This window comes from Phenylobacterium parvum (assembly GCF_003150835.1).
Classification (GTDB): Bacteria; Pseudomonadota; Alphaproteobacteria; order Caulobacterales; family Caulobacteraceae; genus Phenylobacterium; species Phenylobacterium parvum.
Window position 1 is genome coordinate 2,321,216 of sequence record NZ_CP029479.1, and the last position, 18,408, is coordinate 2,339,623.

At 69.6% G+C, this 18,408-nt stretch carries 18 protein-coding genes; 8 read left to right on the forward strand and 10 right to left on the reverse strand.

The features are described 5' to 3' along the window. The first annotated feature begins 182 nt into the window (after window positions 1-182). Complete coding sequence (locus HYN04_RS10895; RefSeq protein ID WP_110450782.1) at window positions 183-2,915, forward strand: TonB-dependent receptor; 2,733 nt, start codon at window positions 183-185, stop codon at window positions 2,913-2,915. Window positions 2,916-3,224: 309 nt separating this feature from the next. Further along, entirely contained in the window at window positions 3,225-4,070 is an 846-nt protein-coding gene (locus HYN04_RS10900; RefSeq protein ID WP_110450783.1) for a phytanoyl-CoA dioxygenase family protein, read from the forward strand. Between the two features lie 57 nt (window positions 4,071-4,127). On the opposite strand, the gene HYN04_RS10905 is transcribed toward HYN04_RS10900, so the two are convergent. From HYN04_RS10905 to HYN04_RS10920, 5 genes are read right to left on the reverse strand one after another with little or no spacing between them, the layout of a single operon-like run. Next, on the reverse strand, window positions 4,128-4,403 hold the full coding sequence (locus HYN04_RS10905; protein WP_110450784.1) for a hypothetical protein: 276 nt from the start codon (window positions 4,401-4,403) through the stop codon (window positions 4,128-4,130). Window positions 4,404-4,416: 13 nt separating this feature from the next. After that, window positions 4,417-5,268, reverse strand: a complete 852-nt coding sequence (locus HYN04_RS10910) for a S41 family peptidase (RefSeq protein ID WP_110450785.1) — start codon at window positions 5,266-5,268, stop codon at window positions 4,417-4,419. Window positions 5,269-5,316: 48 nt separating this feature from the next. Continuing rightward, window positions 5,317-5,460, reverse strand: coding sequence for a hypothetical protein (locus tag HYN04_RS13510; protein ID WP_162599630.1), 144 nt, complete (start codon window positions 5,458-5,460; stop codon window positions 5,317-5,319). Then, complete coding sequence (locus tag HYN04_RS10915) at window positions 5,433-6,167, reverse strand: DUF4386 family protein (protein ID WP_110450786.1); 735 nt, start codon at window positions 6,165-6,167, stop codon at window positions 5,433-5,435. The genes HYN04_RS13510 and HYN04_RS10915 overlap by 28 nt, the downstream gene beginning before the upstream one ends. Window positions 6,168-6,211: 44 nt before the next feature. Next, window positions 6,212-7,186, reverse strand: coding sequence for an NAD-dependent epimerase/dehydratase family protein (locus tag HYN04_RS10920; RefSeq protein WP_110450787.1), 975 nt, complete (start codon window positions 7,184-7,186; stop codon window positions 6,212-6,214). 106 nt (window positions 7,187-7,292) lie between these two features. Here HYN04_RS10920 and HYN04_RS10925 point away from each other — a divergent pair, with 106 nt between their 5' ends. Further along, the gene (locus HYN04_RS10925) at window positions 7,293-8,219 is read left to right on the forward strand and encodes a LysR family transcriptional regulator (RefSeq protein WP_110450788.1); all 927 of its coding nucleotides are present in this window, start codon (window positions 7,293-7,295) and stop codon (window positions 8,217-8,219) included. Between the two features lie 4 nt (window positions 8,220-8,223). Here the strand turns inward: HYN04_RS10925 and HYN04_RS10930 are convergent, their stop codons facing one another. The 3 genes from HYN04_RS10930 to HYN04_RS10940 form a co-directional block, all read right to left on the reverse strand. Next, window positions 8,224-9,654, reverse strand: coding sequence for an SLC5 family protein (locus HYN04_RS10930; RefSeq protein ID WP_110450789.1), 1,431 nt, complete (start codon window positions 9,652-9,654; stop codon window positions 8,224-8,226). Between the two features lie 66 nt (window positions 9,655-9,720). Then, window positions 9,721-10,806, reverse strand: a complete 1,086-nt coding sequence (locus HYN04_RS10935; RefSeq protein ID WP_241962614.1) for an SO2930 family diheme c-type cytochrome — start codon at window positions 10,804-10,806, stop codon at window positions 9,721-9,723. Between the two features lie 19 nt (window positions 10,807-10,825). After that, window positions 10,826-12,004 carry a parallel beta-helix domain-containing protein gene (locus tag HYN04_RS10940; protein WP_199285956.1) on the reverse strand — a complete coding sequence of 393 codons (1,179 nt, stop codon included), beginning with the start codon at window positions 12,002-12,004 and terminating at the stop codon, window positions 10,826-10,828. Window positions 12,005-12,160: 156 nt separating this feature from the next. On the opposite strand from HYN04_RS10940, the gene HYN04_RS10945 reads away from it, so the two are divergent. Continuing rightward, entirely contained in the window at window positions 12,161-13,081 is a 921-nt protein-coding gene (locus HYN04_RS10945) for an alpha/beta fold hydrolase (RefSeq protein WP_110450790.1), read from the forward strand. A gap of 7 nt (window positions 13,082-13,088) precedes the next feature. Here HYN04_RS10945 and HYN04_RS10950 read toward each other — a convergent pair whose 3' ends face one another. After that, entirely contained in the window at window positions 13,089-13,499 is a 411-nt protein-coding gene (locus tag HYN04_RS10950) for a DUF2834 domain-containing protein (RefSeq protein WP_110450791.1), read from the reverse strand. Window positions 13,500-13,640: 141 nt separating this feature from the next. On the opposite strand from HYN04_RS10950, the gene HYN04_RS10955 reads away from it, so the two are divergent. From HYN04_RS10955 to HYN04_RS10965, 3 genes are read left to right on the forward strand one after another with little or no spacing between them, the layout of a single operon-like run. Further along, window positions 13,641-13,838 carry a helix-turn-helix transcriptional regulator gene (locus HYN04_RS10955; RefSeq protein ID WP_110450792.1) on the forward strand — a complete coding sequence of 66 codons (198 nt, stop codon included), beginning with the start codon at window positions 13,641-13,643 and terminating at the stop codon, window positions 13,836-13,838. A gap of 24 nt (window positions 13,839-13,862) precedes the next feature. Beyond that, entirely contained in the window at window positions 13,863-14,303 is a 441-nt protein-coding gene (locus HYN04_RS10960) for a hypothetical protein (protein WP_110450793.1), read from the forward strand. Window positions 14,304-14,331: 28 nt separating this feature from the next. Further along, a complete protein-coding gene (locus HYN04_RS10965) occupies window positions 14,332-15,225 on the forward strand; it encodes a TraB/GumN family protein (RefSeq protein WP_110450794.1) in 894 nt (297 codons plus the stop codon). Between the two features lie 33 nt (window positions 15,226-15,258). Here the strand turns inward: HYN04_RS10965 and HYN04_RS10970 are convergent, their stop codons facing one another. Continuing rightward, window positions 15,259-16,680, reverse strand: a complete 1,422-nt coding sequence (locus HYN04_RS10970) for a cytochrome c peroxidase (protein ID WP_199285957.1) — start codon at window positions 16,678-16,680, stop codon at window positions 15,259-15,261. A gap of 145 nt (window positions 16,681-16,825) precedes the next feature. On the opposite strand from HYN04_RS10970, the gene HYN04_RS10975 reads away from it, so the two are divergent. After that, window positions 16,826-18,340, forward strand: a complete 1,515-nt coding sequence (locus HYN04_RS10975) for a flavin-containing monooxygenase (RefSeq protein ID WP_110450795.1) — start codon at window positions 16,826-16,828, stop codon at window positions 18,338-18,340. The last annotated feature ends 68 nt before the right edge of the window (window positions 18,341-18,408 follow it).

Genomic DNA, 18,408 nt, shown 5'->3' on the forward strand with positions numbered 1-18,408 from the left:
CCGCACCGCCGCGTGATCGGCGGGGATCGCAATCCCGGGCCAAGCCTGCGGCGTCACGAAAACGTATTTCACGCAAATCGCATCACCCCGTCGTGGGATTGACTTGCCTTTCGCTGTCAGCCAGCGTGGCGCGATGCACAGGCAATAGCGCTGGCAGTTTCATAAAGGGGAGTGAAAACCAGATGCAGTCCAAGGCCATACTGTTGGCTTCGAGCATTCTCGCCGCGAGCGCGGTGGGTCTCTCGGCCCAGGCCCAGAACGCCATGAACACCATCGACGAGTTGGTGGTGACCGCCGAAAAGCGCGAGCAGAGCCTTCAGGACGTTCCTGTCGCGATCTCCGCCTTCACCAGCAAGCAGCGCGACCTGGTCGGCATCTCGACCGTTCAGGACCTGACCAACTTCACCCCGGGCTTCGTTTACCAGTCGTCGAATGACCGCGCCTCGATGCGCGGCATCGGCCGACTCACCAACGTGCACGCCGTGGACGGCGCGGTGTCGATCTATATCGACGGCCTCTTCACCACCTCGACCGTCCTCGCGGGCGGCCCGCCCCTGGATGTGGCGCGGGTGGAAATCCTCCGTGGCCCCCAGGGCACCCTCTACGGCCGTAACGCCATCGGCGGCACGGTCAACGTGATCTCCGTGCGGCCGACCAAGGAACTCTACGCCGAAGTCCGCGGGATCGTGGAGAATTACGACTTCACCAACCTGCAGTTCGCCGCCTCCGGCCCCCTCACCGAGGGGCTGCGGCTGCGCGTGTCGGGCTACAAGCTCGACCAGCGGCAGGGCTACTTCAAGAACGTGACGCCGGGCCAGCCTTCGGAAGGCTCCGTGCGGAATGAATACCAGGTCCAGGTCCAGCTCGAGGCCGATCTCGGCGAGAACGCCGAGTTCTGGGCGTCGTACAAGACGCTCGGCTGGGACAACCGCGGCGGTCCGGGCGCCCGGTCCGGCTACCGCGCCGACCCCTTCTCGACCGGCCGGCTCGATCCGAACTATTCGATCGTCTACGCTTCGGCCCACGGGCTGACCCCGGAGACCGGCCTGGCCGGCATTGTTCCGGGCAGCCTTCGCCAGTTCAATGGCTCGACCGTCAAGTCGAACCCGGCGGCGCTGGACAATCGGACCTTCAGCGGGAACATCGCCCAGAAGGTTTCCCTGAGCGACGTGAACTCGTTCACGACCCAGTTCGTTTATCACTTCCCGACGATCGACGTTAAGTATGTCGGCGGCTACCAGGAGTACAAGTACGACCTCTACGGCGATACGGACGGCACCGATGTCCTGTCCTATCAGATCCCCCTGGCGCCTGGGTCGATTTGCGGAACGGTGGGCAATCTGTTTTCCGCGGGACTTTCCCCGGTTAACTGCTCACCCCTGACGGTCAACGCCAACAACGGGTATCACTACTTCGAGTACCCGAAGTGGTACAGCCACGAGATCAACATCTCGTCGACGGACGATGGTCCGCTGCAGTGGATTGTCGGCGCCTTCTACTTCAACGAGCAGTACACCGGCACCGGAAGCACGGCCGACTTCTTCCTGGTGGGCCCGTCCTCACTCCAGACCCCGATCCTGGGCGCGGCGCGCAATCCCCAGAACTACTGGTCGACGGGCAACTACGCCCTGACGACCGAGAGCAAGGCGGTCTTCGGTCAGATTGACTACCAGATGACCGACGCCCTCAAGTTCACCGCCGGCCTGCGCTACACCCAGGACGACAAATTCGGGACCGAATACCGGCGCATTGTCTGTAACTCGGACGCCTGCTACCCCGGCCTCTACCCGGCCCTCGGCCTTGGCGCCTTCGGTCCGGGCACCGCCGCAAACTGGGGCAGCCTGCTCGGCGACCTGAACTCCACCGCGCGCCTGGCCCCCGTCCTGGGAATCCCGGCGCTCGCCGGCCTCAATGGCCTGGGGAACGGGGCGATGGACCTCACCGACGCCCTCGCGCCGAAGAGCACGGCCGGCCTGATCCCGGGCGTCAGCACACCTGGCGTGAACACCAACGGGGTGGTTCGCCAGTACGTGGTCGATCCGGCCACCGGCATCGCCAGCCGTAACCTCGACGGGTCTTCCGACGCCGTCACCGGCACCCTCGGCGTCCAGTGGGAGCCGGACAGCGACACCATGGCCTACGCCCGCTACAGCCGCGGCTACAAGGCGTTCGGCTTCTCGGCCGGCGGCTTCCTCGCGGTGCCCAAGGCGGACGAGGAGACGGTCAACTCCTACGAGATCGGGTACAAGAAGGACTTTGACCGGTTCCAGGTGAACCTGGCGGCCTTCTTCCTCGACTACCGCGGCCTTCAGGCTCCGGTGGCCGTTCGTGTCGGCGCGACAAACGTCACCCAGTTCGTGAACATCGATAAGGCGGAGTCCTACGGGGTCGAGTTCAGCGGAATCTGGCGGCCGGTGGATGCCCTCCGCCTGACCCTGGACTACGGCTGGAACCCGACCGAGATCACCAAGAGCGACCCGCTCGTGGATGTGAACGACAACGTCAACACCGGAGCCGTCAGCATCGTCGGAAACGACCTGCCGCAGGCGCCGGAGCACAAGGTGGCGGTCAACGGCACCTACACCTTCCGGACTGACGCCGGGGACATCGTCGCCGGCGCCAGCTACCTCTACCGGTCGGAGTCCTACGCGAACGTCTTCAGCCGTGATTACAACGCCACAGATTCCTGGGACCAGGTGGACCTGCGTCTGCTCTGGATGCCGACGGGCGGCAAGTACACGGTGATCGCCTACGTCAAGAATGCGCTCGACGAGGACGGCTACGCCGCCGCGGTCGCGGCCTCTCAGCGGAACAACAGCGCGACTGTTGCGTCTGACAGGTACCTCAACGGCGCCCGGAACTTCGAACTGACGCCTCCGCGCATCTTCGGTCTGGAAGTGCAGTACCGCTTCTGATCCGACCCGCCCAAGGGCGGTGAGTTCAAGGGTCCCCGGCGCGCCGGGGACCCTTTTTCTTTGGCCCCTCCATCTGGTCGCCGAAGTCCGCGATCAGGTCTGAGGCGATGGCCACCCAGGGCTCGGCGTCATCTCACTGGAACCCGGCCGAGTAGAGCTTGGCGAGGCCGCAGGCCCAGGTCACACCCGCGCTCCCGTTCCGGCGGACGAGGACGGGGACCCGCGACGTCCTCCGCCTTGCTGGCCCCCCGGGCCCAATGGTATCCAACCGTTAGGACCCCCACCCCGCACGCGCAAAGGGCCTGCAAGATGATCCGACGCGGTCGCCCCTATCTTGAATTTCGCGCCGAGCCCGCGAGCGCGGAAACCGCCCAGCTCGAGCGCGAGGGCTACACCATCATCCGTGGCCTGCTGGACGCTGACGAGCTCTCTGAGCTGAGGCGCGAGGTCAGCGAGGTCTTCGAGCGCGATCCTCCGGACTACGGGCGCCGGCGCGCGGAAGATGACGCCGCCATGTTCCGATACGCCATGTTGAACCGCAGCGCCGCAGCGCAGCGCGCCTGCGCCCATCCGCGCCTTCTGTCGGTGATCGAGCCCCTGCTGGGCGAGGACTGCCACGTGATCGCCAACACCGCCTGGCGCAATCCCGCCGGCGATCCCGGCGCGCATGCCGGGCAGAACTGGCATATTGATGCAGGCCCGCATGTGCCCCTGCCTGAGGGTGTGCGCTGGCCGGCCGACATTCCCCACCCGGTGTTCGCCATCGGCGTCCACATCTATCTGCAGGACTGCGCCCTCGAGGACGGACCGACCGGCGTCCTGCCGCACAGCCACCTGTCGGGCCGGCCGCCGCCACCGGGCCGCCATCTGGACGATGACCTCGACTATGAAGGCGCCCGCGTCACGCCCCTGATCACCCAGGCCGGGGACGCAGGACTGTTCGTCTCCGACGTATGGCATCGTCGCATGCCGACCCTGGACGGCGATCACGGCCGCTTCTTCCTCCAGGTTCACTATGGGCGGCGGGACATCGCCCAGCGCCTGCTGCCGACGGCGGAAAGCAACCCGCTCTCCGCCGAGGCCATCGCCAGAGCGACCACGGATCGGGAACGCCGGGTCATCGGCCTGCACCCGAAACTGTTCTACGACGGCTGAACCCCAGGGCCGACTTCCCCCGGAAATGGGAGGAGTCAGAGCGCTCAGTTGCTCCCCTCAGGGGGCCTCCAGCCAGGCCCTCACGCGTTCGATTTCCGCACCCGGGTCCTCTGCCGCCGCGACTGGCGGAAAATAGATGTCCGGGGGAATCCCTGCGGCGTCGACCAGTAGGTACGGCAGGCGAAGGGAGCGCGAGGTCGCATACCAAAGCAGCCGCTCGCCCGAAGGCAGCACCTGTGGCCTGAGGTTCGAATAGTCGAGGGATCCCGCCGTGCGCCGCCCGAACAGCTTGACGTTGTAGCTCTGACGCACCGACAGCAGGAACTGGCGCACGCCTCGTCAATCATCACGCCGACCCGGCGCGGCGCCTCTCGGGGGGCGCGGTGGTCGCGCTCGACCGAGGCCGCTTCCTTGCGCCCGGGGGCAGGACGTAGTCGCCTGGGCGGGCGCCGCGCATGGCGTCGACCAGGGGCGCGACCGCAGCCGCGCAGGAAGCGTCCCCGTAGACCTCGCAGAGCCCGGCGGTGTTGGCGATGTTGGCGGGGGTGGACAGGAATTCCGCGCCCACCTCCATGCGCGGGCTGACCATGATGGCCTCCAGGAGGGAAGCGTAGGTCGAGTCGGAGCCTCCATCGTTGTCCCGGATGTCCAGGATCCAGTTGGGCGTCCGGTCGAGCCGGCGCCGCTGGGACACCAGGAGTGCTTCGAGGTGTTCCCGCTCAGCGGGGTCGAAGGTGGGCAGGGTGACCAGCACAGTCTTGTCCGAGAGCCAGCGCAGGGAGGCGAGGCCCGGTCGCGCAGGCGGTTCGGCCGGTAGGGTAGCGGCATCGCCCGGGGTCTTCCCCGGCGCCGGCGAGACGTCAATGTGTCCCGGCCGCCAGGCCCTCACATAGCGTTTCAGGATGGAGCGGCATTCGGCGCCGGTCGGGTCGGCGGCGATCCGGTCCCGCGCCTCGGCCATGGCCTTGTCCAGGGCTGGGCCGCCAAGCCTCCCGAGGTGCTCGGGGGCGCCGGTGTCGTTCTCCAGAAGGAAGCCCGGAATGAACTCCAGGTCCCTACGACAGGCCCCCTGCCCGTTCCCGGGATCGGCGGCCAGGGCGCGCGTCGTCGCCAGGGCGGACAGCCCTCCCGCCAGGGCGAGGGGGATCGCCAGGCACGCCCAACGACGCCAGGCGGCGTGTCTTCCGGTGGTCTCCATCGCCTCAGGGTGAGCCACCGGGACCAGGCTTGGCAAGAGGGGCGCCCCCTACTTGTCCGGCGCGGTGATCGGGCGGGCGTCCTCCCAGCGGTAGGGCAGGTTGTCGGGGGTCACCTGGACCTCGGTGGTGAATTTCAGCGGGGACTTGCCGCCGCTGGGATAGGTCAGGCGGCGCGGCGGCGCCCGCGCCACAGGAACAAGAGGCCAAGCGCCATGAACCAGAGCTGGATCCCGGTGGTCGAGAGCACGATCGACACGGGTGGCGCGATGCCGAAGAGTTCGAGCCCGGGAAGGGCCACGAGGGCGCCGGCCGCAAGGCCCGCCAGGCCCGCCCAGGCCGGGAGCTGGCGATCGCGCAGGATCAGCAGGCTGGCCGAGATCGCCCAGATCGCCGCGAAGGCGGCCACGCCCAGGGCCTCGCCGATGGCGCCGCCCCAGGAATTGATGGCGCCCTGAGTGGCTTCGATCGCCGTGCGGGCATCTGCAGAAAGGCCGGGCGCGGAATAGGCTTCCGCCAGGGCTGTACTGCCGGTCAGCCAGCGGAGGATGCCGATCGCCCGGGCGAGTGCGGAAGCCGCCGCCGCGCCAACGGCGACCAGGCCGAGAACGCCCAGCGGACCCGGGCGGGAGGCCAGGCGCACGGTCAGGACGCCGGTCACCAGGAAGAGCAGGGAGTAGCCGAGGTAGAGGCCGTAACCGAGCCGAACGGCGTCGATCTGGGCCAGGAGCAGGGGCAGCATCCGCGCGGGCGGGTAGTCCAGGCTGTCCGGCCACTGGATCGCCCCGCCGAGCACGGCCATGGGCGCAAAGATGCTGAAGCCCTGGAGGAGGAGGACGATCCCGGCGAAGAGGAACAGGGTTCGGGAGGGCGGTGGGGCGGCGGTGTCATGGGAGGACATGGGCGGGACCCTTCAGATGGGGGTTGGGGGAAACGGGGTGCGCGTCAGCGTGCAGGCGCGCCGAAGCCGAGGTCACGGAGGGCCTGGGCCAGGGCCTGGCGGGGCGGGATGGCGGTCAGCTCTCCCACCCGGGTCGCCAGGCGGGCGCCGTCCAGGGCGTGAGGGACGCGCCAGAGATAGCTCATCTCGGCCACCGCCTTCAGGTTGGGGACAAAGGCGCCCATCAGCCGGATCACGCCCCAGGGCATGCCTCCCCGGCGGAAGCCGCGGGCGGGGGCCGCGCCGATGTCGGCGGCGGCGGCCTCGATGAGATCCAGCAGCTGGGCGCCGGTCAGGGTGTCGCCGGCGAAGTGCAGCGTCTCGAAGGCCGGCGTCCCGTCCTGGAGCGACCTTTCGGCCACCGCCACGAAGGCCCGGGCGAGGTCGGGCAGGTAGGCCCAGGCGTGCGGCAGGTCGAGGGGGCCGGGATAGACCAGCCGTCCCTTCGCCAGGTCCTTGACGATCGACAGGTCGAGCCAGGAGCCCTCGCCGGATCCGTAGAAGTCCCCGGCCCGGAGGACGACCGCGCGGAAGCCTCCCGCCTCGGCGCGTGCGCGCATCTCACCCTCCAGCGCGACCCTGAGCCGGCCCTTTGAGGTCGTCGGGTGCTCGGGCGTGTCCTCGGACAGCCGGGCGGGCATGGCCTCGCCGTAGCCATAGACATTCCCCGGCAGCATGAAGAGGGCGCCGAGCCGCTCAGCGACGTCCATGCCCTGGCGTCCGAGCGGCATGACCTGGGCCTCCCAGTCGGTGTAGGGCGGGTTGACCGCGTGGAGCACGACCTCTGCGCCCACGGCGGCGGCGGCCAGGGCCTCTTTCTCGCCAAGGGCGATGTCCAGCGGCTCGGCGCCCGACGGCAGGGTCGGCTGGGCGCGGCGGGCCTGGGCCAGGACCCGCCATCCCGCATCGGCGAAGGCCTTTACGGCGGCGGCGCCGAAGCGGCCGTTGGCGCCGAGGACGAGGACGGTGCGGCGGGTCATGGGAAGCTCCTGTTGCGGCGCGGCGCGGGGCCGGTGAAGGCCAGACTGCGCCTCTCCCGGCCATCCGGCCATTTGCGATGTGCGTAACTGAGGTATACGTTTTCGTATGTCCTCCACCCTGGCCGACCCCCGCCTCGACGCCTTCGACTGGACCCTGGTCCGGAGCTTCCTGGCCGTCCTGGACGCCGGCAGCCTGAGCGGCGCCGCCAAGCGGCTGGGCGCGCACCAGCCCACCCTGTCCCGGCAGGTGGCCCAGCTGGAGGCGCAGCTGGGGGCGCCCCTGTTCGAGCGCACCGGGCGTGGCGCGACGCCCACCGCCCTGGCCCTGGCCATCGCCGACGACGCCCGGGCCATGCAGGAGGGCGCCGAACGGCTGCGCCATCGTCTCACCCGGGCGCGGGCCGAGACCACCGGCGACGTCCGCATCACCACCAGCCAGGTGGCGGCCAGCTACCTGCTGCCGCCCGTCCTGGCGGCCCTTCAACTTGCCGAGCCCGGCATCCGGGTCGAGCTGGTCGCCTCCAACGCCCTGTCCAACCTCATCCGGCGGGAGGCCGACATCGCCGTGCGAATGGCGCGCCCGGCCCAGGGTTCCCTGGTGGCCCGAAAGCTGGCGGATATCCCCATCGTCGCCTGCGCACACCGGGACTATCTCGCCCGGGCCGGGACGCCGGAGGTCCCCGGGGACCTCCTCCGCCACCGGCTGGTGGGCTATGACCGGGACGAGACGATGGTGCGGGGGTTGGCCGCCGGCGGCCTGCCGGTCACCCGCGAGAACTTCCACATCCTGACCGACGACCAGTTGGCCTACGGTCGGCTCCTGGCGGCGGGCGCCGGCGTGGGCTTCGTCGCCGGCTACAACCTGTCCTTCCTCTCCGGCGTGGTGCAGGTCCTGCCGGACCTGCGGATCCCGCCCCTGCCCTGCTGGCTGGTCACCCACCGGGAAATCCGCGGCAATCCCCTGGTGCGGCGCACCTTCGACTTCCTGGCGGAGCAGATCCCGGCCGCACTCGAAGGGATGAGCGCCCGCTGAGCGCCTAGGCCCGACCGAAGACCCCCAGCTCCGCCCGGCGACCGAAGACCAGGCGGTTCACCGCGAGGCCCACGCCCAGGCAGGCGATCAGCGTCACCAGCATCAGGTGGATGTAGTGGACCGGCGTCCAGACGAAGGTGAAGACGGCGTAGAGGCCGACACCGAAGCCCACGGCGGCCATGGCGGCCCGGGCGTCCACGTTGCGGAAGACCAGCCCCAGGATGAAGGCCGACAGGATGGGCATGGAGAGCAGGCCGTTCAGCTGCTGCACCAGGTTGATGATCGAGGCGGCGCCGGAATAGACCGGCACCAGGGCGATCGACAGCGCCATGAAGGCCAGGGAGATCACGGTGTTCAGCCGCTTCACGTCCGGGTTGGGTGCGATGTAGGGCTCGTGCAGGTCGCAGACATAGAGGGTGACCGACGAGTTCAGCACCGAGGTGTAGCTGGTCAGGACGGCGGCGGCCATGAAGGCGGCGAAGGCGCCCGAGAGCCAGGAGGGCATGACCTCCGCCACCACCCGGCCATAGGTCGCGTCGCCGATGTCGCCGAACAGCTTGTAGGCGCAGACCCCGGGGATCACCACGATGGCCGGCACGAAGAGGATGCGGATGACGATGGCCGCGAACACCCCCTTCTGCCCCTCGCGCAGGGTGGGGGCGGCCATGGCCCTCTGGGTGATGGTCTGGTTGGTGGACCAGTAGAACATCTGGATGAAGATCATCCCGGTCAGCAGGGTCGGCCAGGGGATGGGGCTGTCGGGCCCGCCGATCATGCTGAGACGCTCCGGCGGGATGCCCGAGAAATCGAAGCCGATGGCCGCCATGGCCAGCACGGTCACCGCCGCCGCCATGCCTAGGACGCCCACCCCCGACAGGGTGTCGTAGACCGCCACGGCGCGCAGGCCCCCCAGCACGGTGTAGGCCGCCCCCACGGCGGCGATGCCGCCCGCCAGGACCATCAGGGGCGGGGTGCCCTCGAACATGGTCGAGAGGAAGAGGGCGCCCGTGTAGGTCATGATCGGCAGGTAGATGAAGACATTGCCCAGCAGGAACAGGAGCGAGACCGTCGCCCTCAGCCCCTTCGACCCGTACTTGCGCTCGAGCAGCTCTGTCGTCGTGGTGCAGTTGTTGCGGTAGTAGATGGGCAGGAAGACCAGGGCCAGCATGGCCAGGCCCGCCACGGCGGCGAGCTCCCACCAGGCCAGCAGCAGCATCTGGTTGCCGTTCATGCCCACCAGCTGGTCGGTGGACAGGTTGGTCAGGGTGATGGAGCCGGCGACGAAGGGCCAGGACAGGTTCCGCCCGGCCAGGAAGTACTCGCTGTTGCTGTCGGTGGAGCGCCCGCCCATCCGACGCACCTGCCACCAGGTGGCCAGGGCCATCAGCCCGGTCAGGACGGCGAAGACGCCCCACTGGATCGCGTTGGATGTCATGCCTGGCCGCCCCCCAACGGCGAGGCCAGTCTAGGCGGAACCGGCGCCGAACGCCAACCGGAGGCGTCAGCCGCCTGGCCGGCCTGCAGGCGGCATGGACCGGATCCAGTCGCGGATGAGCGCCACGCCCTCCTCATGCACCAGGGCGCGGCCCAGTTCGGGCATCATGACGCCGGGCTCGCCCGAGGCCATGCGGAAGGCCAGGATGGAGCGCTCGGGATGTCCGGGATCGATGGCCACGGCCAGGTCGCCCGAGCCCCGGCCGGCGGCCACCGGGGGCTTGCCGACGCCCAGGGCGGCGGGGCGGGTCTCCTCGGCGGTCAGGAAGAGGCCCGAATTGCTCGCCGAGCCCGAGGGGTTGTGGCAGTGGCCGCAGTTGATGTCGAGATAGGCCCGGGCGCGGGCCTCCAGGGGCTGGGCGGCGTCGTTCCAGGCGGCGAGGCGGGGCATGGCCTCCGGGGCGGGGGCGCCATCGAGCAGGCCGGCCCGGCCCCAGAGGGCCAGCAGGTTGGCGCGGCCGCCGCCGGCCAGCGCCACCTCATGGTTCAGGTTCCGGGCCTTGGGGCCGATGGGGGCGACCGCGCCGTCGAGCTGGTGGCAGGTCTTGCACTGGTTCTGGTTGGGCACGGCGTAGTCCAGGGCGACCTCGCGGCCCGCAGGGTCGGTGAAGCGGACCGGCAGGCGGGCGCCGGCGCGCTTCAGGACCGCCTCCGTGCCCTCGGCGTTCCAGACATAGGTCTGGGCCGTCCAGCCCGAGGCCTTGTGGACCAGCAGGCGGGTCTCGACCTTGCGCACCTCGCGGTCGGGGCGACGCAGGTCGGCGGGATAGGCGAAGGTCTTCACCAGGACGGCGCCCACCGGGAAGTCCAGGATCCCTGTCGGCGTGTAGCCGATCCGCTGGCCCGGCGGGGTGAAGACGAAGCGGGCCTTCTCGGCATGGTCGGTGAACAGAGGCGTGGCGAGGTCGTAGGGCGCCACCCGACCGTTAGGCCGGTCCGCGCCGGCGTCCAGGAAGAGGCGATAGTCGGACAGGCGGGGGGCCGGCGCATCCGCGAGCACGACCTCCAGGTCGACCCCCGGCGCCGGCGCGGCCGCGCCCAGGCCCATCAGGGCCGAGAGCAGGACGGCCGGCAGGAAAAGGCCGCGCCTCACGGGCGGGCGGCCTCCAGGCTCACCGCAGGGGGCTCGGCGAGGGCGGCGTCGACCACCGAGGCGCTGACGGTCGGGGCGGCGGCGTCGACCCGGCCCGGCCCCGGAAGGTTGAGGTTGAGGACCGGGCCGTCGGCCAGGCGCACCTTGACCTCGGTGGGCTTGCCGGCGGCGGCGCGTACCCCGTCCCAGACGACGGGCGGCAGGGGCCCGCCCAGGGCCTTGGCGATCTCCGGGCCGCCGGGGAACCTGGGGTCCCAGCCGTTACGGCCAAACCGGTTGTCGCGGACGACGATGTCTCGCGGCAGGGGTTGTAGGCCGGGTCGTTGAAGGCCTGGGTGTAGCTGACCAGCAGGACCCCGGCGCTCTGGTTGCCGGAAACCTCGTTCCCGAAGACGTGGATGTTGCGGTTGGCCATGACCATCACGCCCGTCCCGGTGGGCACGCTGGCGACGATGTTGCCCTTGGGGGCGAAGTTGGGGGTGTCGTTGTCCACCACCCGGTTGTTGAACACCCGGGTGGAGTGGCCGCCCATCTGGGGCAGGTTGGGCAGGTCGAAGACCAGGATTCCGCCGGCGTTGCGGGTGGCGACGTTGTCGTGGACGTCGGCGAACATGGAGTTCTCGATCTCGATCCCGGCGACGTTGAACTCGGCCCGGCTGTTGCGGACGACGATGTGCCTGGACTGGCCCACATAGATGCCGGCGTCCGAGGCCCCGCGCACGGTCACCCCGTCGATCAGCACCCTCTGGGAGGAGACCGGATAGACCCCGTAGGCGCCGTTGGTCTCCTTCGGCCCGCCGGTCCACTCCACGCGCAGGTTGAGGTAGCGGATGTCGTCGGCCCCCTTGGACTTGATCCCGTCGCCGCGGGTGTCCTCCACCGCAAGGTCCTTCACCGTGACGCGGTCGGAGGTGATGAGGAGGCCCTCGCCCGACCCCTTCTGGCCCTTGAAGGACAGGATGGTGGCGCCGGGGCCGGCGCCGGCGACGGTGACCCCGTCGACATCCAGGGACAGGCCGTCGGTCAGGTCATAGCGACCGGCGGCGATCCGGACGGTGTCGCCGGGTTTCGCATCGAGGAGGGCGGTCTGCAGCCGCTCCTGGGCGTCGGGGCCGGGCGCCACGGCCAGGGTGGCGGCGTGGGCGAGGGCTGGCGCCGCCAGCAGGACGACGGCGAGCGCAAAGGTGGTCCTGGACATGGCTTCCCCCGGGAAGGCCCTGGCGACACGGATGGCCGGGCTTTTGCGGGGGCATGTTACGGCCTGAAGGCGGCCTGTCCAGCGGCCGGGTCGGCCCGCTTGCCCGGCCCTGATGGCAGACTTACGGTCTTCGGACATCCTTGCCGGAGCGTCCCCATGACCCGCAGGCCCCGCCTGGCCGCCCTCGCCACCCTGGCGGGCCTGACCACCCTCACCCTCGGCGCCAGGCGCGCCGCCGCAGCCCCGCAAGACCGCTACGCCGACAACGGCGGAGTCAGGATCCACTATGTGGTCGCGGGCAAGGGGCCGCTGGTGGTGATGATCCACGGCTTCCCCGACTACTGGGCCACCTGGAAACCCCTTATGGCCGTCCTGCAGGCGGCGGGATACCGCACGGCGGCCCTCGACGGGCGGGGATACAACCTCTCGGACAAGCCGGAAGGTGTGGAGGCCTACGCCATGCCCAACCTGGTGAGAGACGTCGCGGCAGTCATCGCCGCGGAAGGCGCCACGGACGCCGTGGTGGTCGGCCACGACTGGGGCGCCGCCATCGCCTGGCAGGTGGCCATCACCCGGCCCGACCTGGTCAACCGGCTGGTCATCCTGTCCGTCCCCCATCCCGCCGGCTTCGGCCGCGAGATGGCCGGCAACGCCGAGCAGCAGGAGAACAGCCAGTACGCACGCAACTTCCAGACCCCGGGCTTCGAGAAGAACCTGATCGCCGAGGGCCTGGCCGGCTGGGTGAAGGACCCGGCGGAACGGGCCGGCTATGTCGAGGCCTTCCGGCGCTCGAGCCTGGCGGGCATGCTGAACTACTACCGGGCCAACTATCCCTCCGGCGCCGGCGCGGCGGCCCCCGTCGTCGACCGGGAACCGCCGCCCGTCCAGGCGCCGGTGCTGGTCATTCACGGAATGAAGGACAAGGCCCTGTCCGCCGCCGGCCACGCCGGGACCTGGGACCATGTGGCCCGGGACACCACCCTGCTCATGATCCCCGACGCCGACCACTTCGTGCAGCACGACGCCGAGGCCCTGGTGAACCGCACCGTCCTCAGCTGGCTGGCCGACCGCCGCTGAAGCGGCGTCAGGCGGCGCCGGAGCGGCGCTGTTCCAGGTAGAGGCAGCGGGCCAGCATCAGGTAGAGGCCGATACACCCCGTGGCCGCCACCGCGAGGAGCCAGGGAAGGGGCCGCATGCCCGCGCGCTTGATGCGGGGCAGGAGCAGCACCCAGGCCAGCCCGACCGCCATGAGCAGGTCGAACCAGACCTGGTTGCCCCAGGCGTTCCGGACGTGCTCGGCCCAGACGCCCCCGAGGCCGCCCTCAGCGAGGGCGTGCAGGGACCACAGGAAGAACAGGACCGAGGCGACGAGCGGCAGGGGCCAGAGCCGGCCGGGCAGGTCGGCCAGGCGGGGCAGGAAGACCGGCGCCGCGATGGCGGCGAGGAAGAGGCAGAGGGCGACAACGGGCAGGACGGGATAAAGGTCGGAAATCATGCCTGGGCTCCTGTAGCGACTGCTACAGGATAGGCTTGTGTAGCGGTCGCTACAAGCTCTTGGGAGCGTAATGTCAGGTTGACTTGACATGGTCAGGTCAGGCTGACATATTGTCAGGGCAACTTGACACCACGGGACGCCATGAACAATCGACTCAGACTTCTGAGGGCCGAGCGGGGCTGGAGCCAGGCCGAGCTCGCGGGACGCATCGATGTCTCGCGCCAGGCGGTCAACGCCATAGAGACCGGCAAGCACGACCCCTCCCTCAGCCTCGCCTTCCGCATCGCCCGCGAATTCAGCCTGCCCATCGAGCAGGTCTTCGACGGCGGCGAAGCCTGACCCCAGATGACAGGACAAACGACCATGACCTCACCAGAAACCCCCTCCCCCAAGGTCCTGACCGGCGAGGCGCGACTGCGCCAGCGCAGCCGGCGAATCCGGAACATCTGGATCACGACCCTGGGGGCCGGCCTCCTCTTTGGCGTTGCGGTTGGCGTTGCAGACAAACGCTTTGGCGCCGAGCTTCCGCCTCTCGCCTTCTGGGCCATGATGGCCGCCCTTGTCGTCATGACCGTCGTGATCAACGTCTGGTACCTGCAGGGCGTCGACGAGGTCGAGGTTCAGGACAACCTCTGGGCCGCCTTTGCGGGGCTGAACGCCCACACTCTTATCGGTGTTGGCTGGTACTCGGCGGCGGCTCGCGGCCTTGCCCCGACGCCCGACGTCCTGGCCGTCCTCCTTGCCACCTTCATCATCACCCTCCTGGCCTACGCCGGCCTCAAGCTGCGCCGGCGGCTGGGCTGATCCCTCCCCTTCTTCCCGGAGATTCCTGATGTTCCGCCGCCTCGCCGCCTCCGCGGCCGCCCTCTCCGCCGCCCTGGGCCTCGCCTGTACGCCGGCCCTCGCCGCTCCCCGCGACGCCGATCCCGCCCTCTGGGTGGTGCGCGACGCCGACACCACGATCTACCTCTTCGGGACCGTCCACTTCCTGCCCAAGGACCTGTCCTGGTTCGACGAGGCCGTGGCCGACGCCTTCAACGCGTCCGACGAGTTGAGGATGGAGCTCCTGCCCGTGGACGACCCGGCCAGCCTCGCCCCCCTCATCATGAAGCTGGCCGTCGACCCGCAGGGCCGGACCATGGCCCAGAAGCTCACGCCGGAGGACCACGCGGCCTACGTCAAGGCGATGAACGAGGTTGGACTGCCCGCAGGACAGCTTGAGCCCCTCGAGCCCTGGTTCATCTCCGTCCAGGCGGCGGCGGTGATGTACATGAAGGCCGGCATGGACCCGAAGAGCGGATCGGAGGAGGTGCTGACCCAGGCGGCCCGGAAGTCGGGCAAGCGGATCACGGCCTTCGAGACCCCCGAACAGCAGTTCTCCATGCTGGACTCAACGCCGGAGGCCGAGCAACTGCGGGGAATCCGCGACATCGCCTACCGGCGCGACGAGAGCCTTGCGATGATGACGCGGCTTATCGACCACTGGACGCGCGGCGAGGCCGACGAGACCGGCCGCCTCATGAACGAGGAAATGAAGTCGACCCCCGAGACCGCCCGCATCCTGCTGACCGAGCGCAACGCCCGCTGGGCGAAGGACCTGAAGGCCCGCATGGACAGCCCGGGCGCGGTCTTCGTCGCCGTCGGCGCGGGCCACCTGACCGGCAAGGACAGCGTCCAGGACCTGCTGGCCCGCGACGGCCTGAAGGTCGAGCGCGTCCTGTACTGAGCCCCGGAGGCCGTCCCGATCAGAAGGGCCCGATCAGAAGGGGTTCGAGAACTTCGGATCCTGGATCAGGGCGGTGTCCGTCAGGGTCCCGAGGAAGGCGACCAGGGCCAGCTTGTCAGCCTCGCTCAGGTTGAGCCGCCTCGGGGCCCCGGCGTTGTCCCTCAGCTGGGGCGCCAGGTTGGGGCTGTCCTGGACCCCGTGGTCGTAATGCTCGACCACGTCCCGCAGGGTGGCGAAGCGTCCATCGTGCATGTAGGGGCCCCGCACGGCGACGTTCCGGAGAGAAGGCGACTTGAACCTCCCGCCGCCGGCGCCCGCGTCGGTGACCGTCGCATCCAGGCCGTTGTTGAAGATGTTGGGGCTGATGTGGGCGTCTGTCCCATGGCAGCCGTCGCACCGGCCCACGCCGGTGTAGACTTGGCGGCCCCGCTCCTCCTGGGCGGTGAGGACGGCGGGGAAGTTGGGGACGCCGTTGACGAAGGCCTGGTCGTACTTCGCCCGGTAGGAGGACATGGCCCTCACGAACTGGGACAGGGCCAGGGCGATACGCTGGCGGGTGACCTCCGTGGTGCCGAAGGCGTCCCGGAACAGGGCGGGATAGAAGTCCGTCGCCGCCAGCTTGGCCTCGAGTTCCGCCAGGGTCATGCCCATCTCGGTCGTGTCCTGGATGGGCGTCAGCACCTGGTCTTCCAGGGTCGCGGCCCGTTCATCCCAGAAGAACCGCCCCCGGGCGTAGTAGCGCGCATTGCTGAGGCCCATGGAGTGGCGGGTGGTCGTCCCGCCCCGGAAGCCGACGCTCAGCCGTGCGGAGTCCGAGAAACCCTTGGCCTGCTGGTGGCAGCTGGCGCAGGCGACGGTGTCGTTCTGCGAGAGTCGGCGGTCGTAGAAGAGCACGCGCCCGAGGGTGGCGCCGGCGTTGGTCACCGGATTGTTCTGGGGCGTGTTGTCCGCTCCCGCTGGCGCTCCAGGACCCGTCCGGGTGTAGTGCGCCGGGAGGCCGATCCCGGCGTCCGAATAGGCCAGCAGGGCCACGGGCAGGGTCGGGCGGCCGAGGGCCGCCTGGGAGACGGGTGACACCACGATGTTGAAGGTCTGGGTGGCCGAGCCTCCGCGGCCGTCGCTCGCGGTGATGGTGACCGCGACAGTCCCGGCCGTGTGCGGGGTCCCGCTGACCGTGGTTCCAGAGACCGACAGGCCGACAGTCGTGACGCTCAGGTTGACCGCATAGGTCATTGGGTCGCCGTCGGCATCCGTGAAGGTCGTCCCGCCCTGGCTGGCGTCGTAGCTGAAGGCGGTCCCGACCGTCGCGGCCTGGGCCGAGTTGGGGCGTGCGACCACCGGCGCGCGGTTGGCGGTCACGGTAGGCGTACCGGATCCTCCGCCGCCGCCGCCACCACAGGCGGCGAGCAGGCAGGCGCTGAAGGCCAGGACAAGGACGGAGCGGATCTGGATCATGGGTCGCCTCTGTCCTGTAAACGGCCGGGCGGGAGCGTTCCGTCGCCGGCGGGCGCCCCCCATTGCACTCCGCGGCGGGGCGCTTATTGAGGAGACGGGCCGACGGCGGGAAACGACCGGCGGGGACTTGGGGAGAATGGACGGGATGTCAGACGGAAACCTTTCAGAGCGCACGCGCGACCCGTCCGGGCCCGGGGGTGAGGCGGGCCGTGTCGACGTCCTCATCGTCGGGGCGGGCATCTCCGGCATCGGCGCGGCCTACCACCTGCAGACCCAGTCGCCCGGCAAGACCTTCCGCATTGTCGAGACCCAGGCCGACTTCGGCGGCACCTGGCGGACCCACAAGTACCCGGGCGTGCGCTCCGACAGCGACCTCCACACCTTCGGCTACCGGTTCAAGGCCTGGCGCGGGCCGCCCATCGCCACGGCGGAAGAGATCCTGGCCTACATGGGCGAGGTGATCGACGAGAACGACATCGCCCGCCACATCCGGTACCGCACCCGGGTGCTGACCGCCGACTGGTCCGAGGCCGACTGCGCCTGGTCCGTCGAAATGGAGGACGTCGACACCGGCCAGCGCAGCCGCCTGACCGCCGGCTTCCTCTGGATGTGCCAGGGCTACTACCGCCACAGCGAGGGCTACACCCCCGAGTGGCCGGGCATGGACGATTACCGCGGCCGCCTGGTCCACCCCCAGACCTGGCCCGAGGACCTGGACTACGCCGGCAAGCGCATCGTCGTCATCGGCTCGGGCGCCACGGCGGCGACCCTGATCCCGGCCCTGGCGGAGGCGGCGGGGCATGTCACCATGCTCCAGCGCTCGCCCACCTACTTCACCCCCGGGCGGAACCGGAACGAGCTGGCCGAGACCCTGCGCGAGCTGGAGATCGACCCGGCCTGGACCCATGAGATCGTCCGCCGGGCGATGCTGAAGACCGGCGCCCAGATGACCAAGCGCGCCCTGGAACAGCCCGCCGAAGTGCGCGAGGAGCTGCTGGGCGTGCTGCGCGGCCTGCTGGGGGAGGACTATGTCGCCGAGCACTTCACCCCGCGCTACGACCCCTGGCGCCAGCGCATCGCCTTCGTGCCGAACGGCGACTTCTTCCAGGCCGTGAAGGCCGGAAAGGCCGGGGTCGTGACCGACGAGATCGACCGCTTCGTCCCCGAGGGAATCCGCCTGAAGTCCGGCAAGGTGCTGGAGGCCGACATCATCATCACGGCCACGGGCTTCAACCTGAACGTCCTGGGCGACATCGCCTTCTCGGTGGAAGGCCGGCCCGTCGACCTGTCCCAGTCGGTCACCTATCGCGGCATGATGTTCACCGGCCTGCCGAACCTGGCCTGGGTGTTCGGATACTTCCGCGCCAGCTGGACCCTGCGCGCCGACCTGATGGGCGACTTCGTCACCCGCCTCCTGCACTACATGGACGAAAAGGGCCTGCGCCGCGTCGAGCCGGCCCTGCGGCCCGAGGATGCGGACATGAAGCTGGGCCCCTGGATCGACGAGACCGAGTTCAATCCCGGCTACCTGATGCGGGGCGTCCACCTCATGCCCAAGGCCGGGGACAAGCCGGAATGGCGGCACACCCAGGACTACTGGAGCGAGAAGGACCTGCTGCCGAACCTGGACCTCGACGACCCGATCTTCCGATACCGCTGAGGCCTGAAGCCCGGACGTCTTGCCCTCGGCGGCGCCACATGACACTCCTTGTGCCAATAGTTTACGGG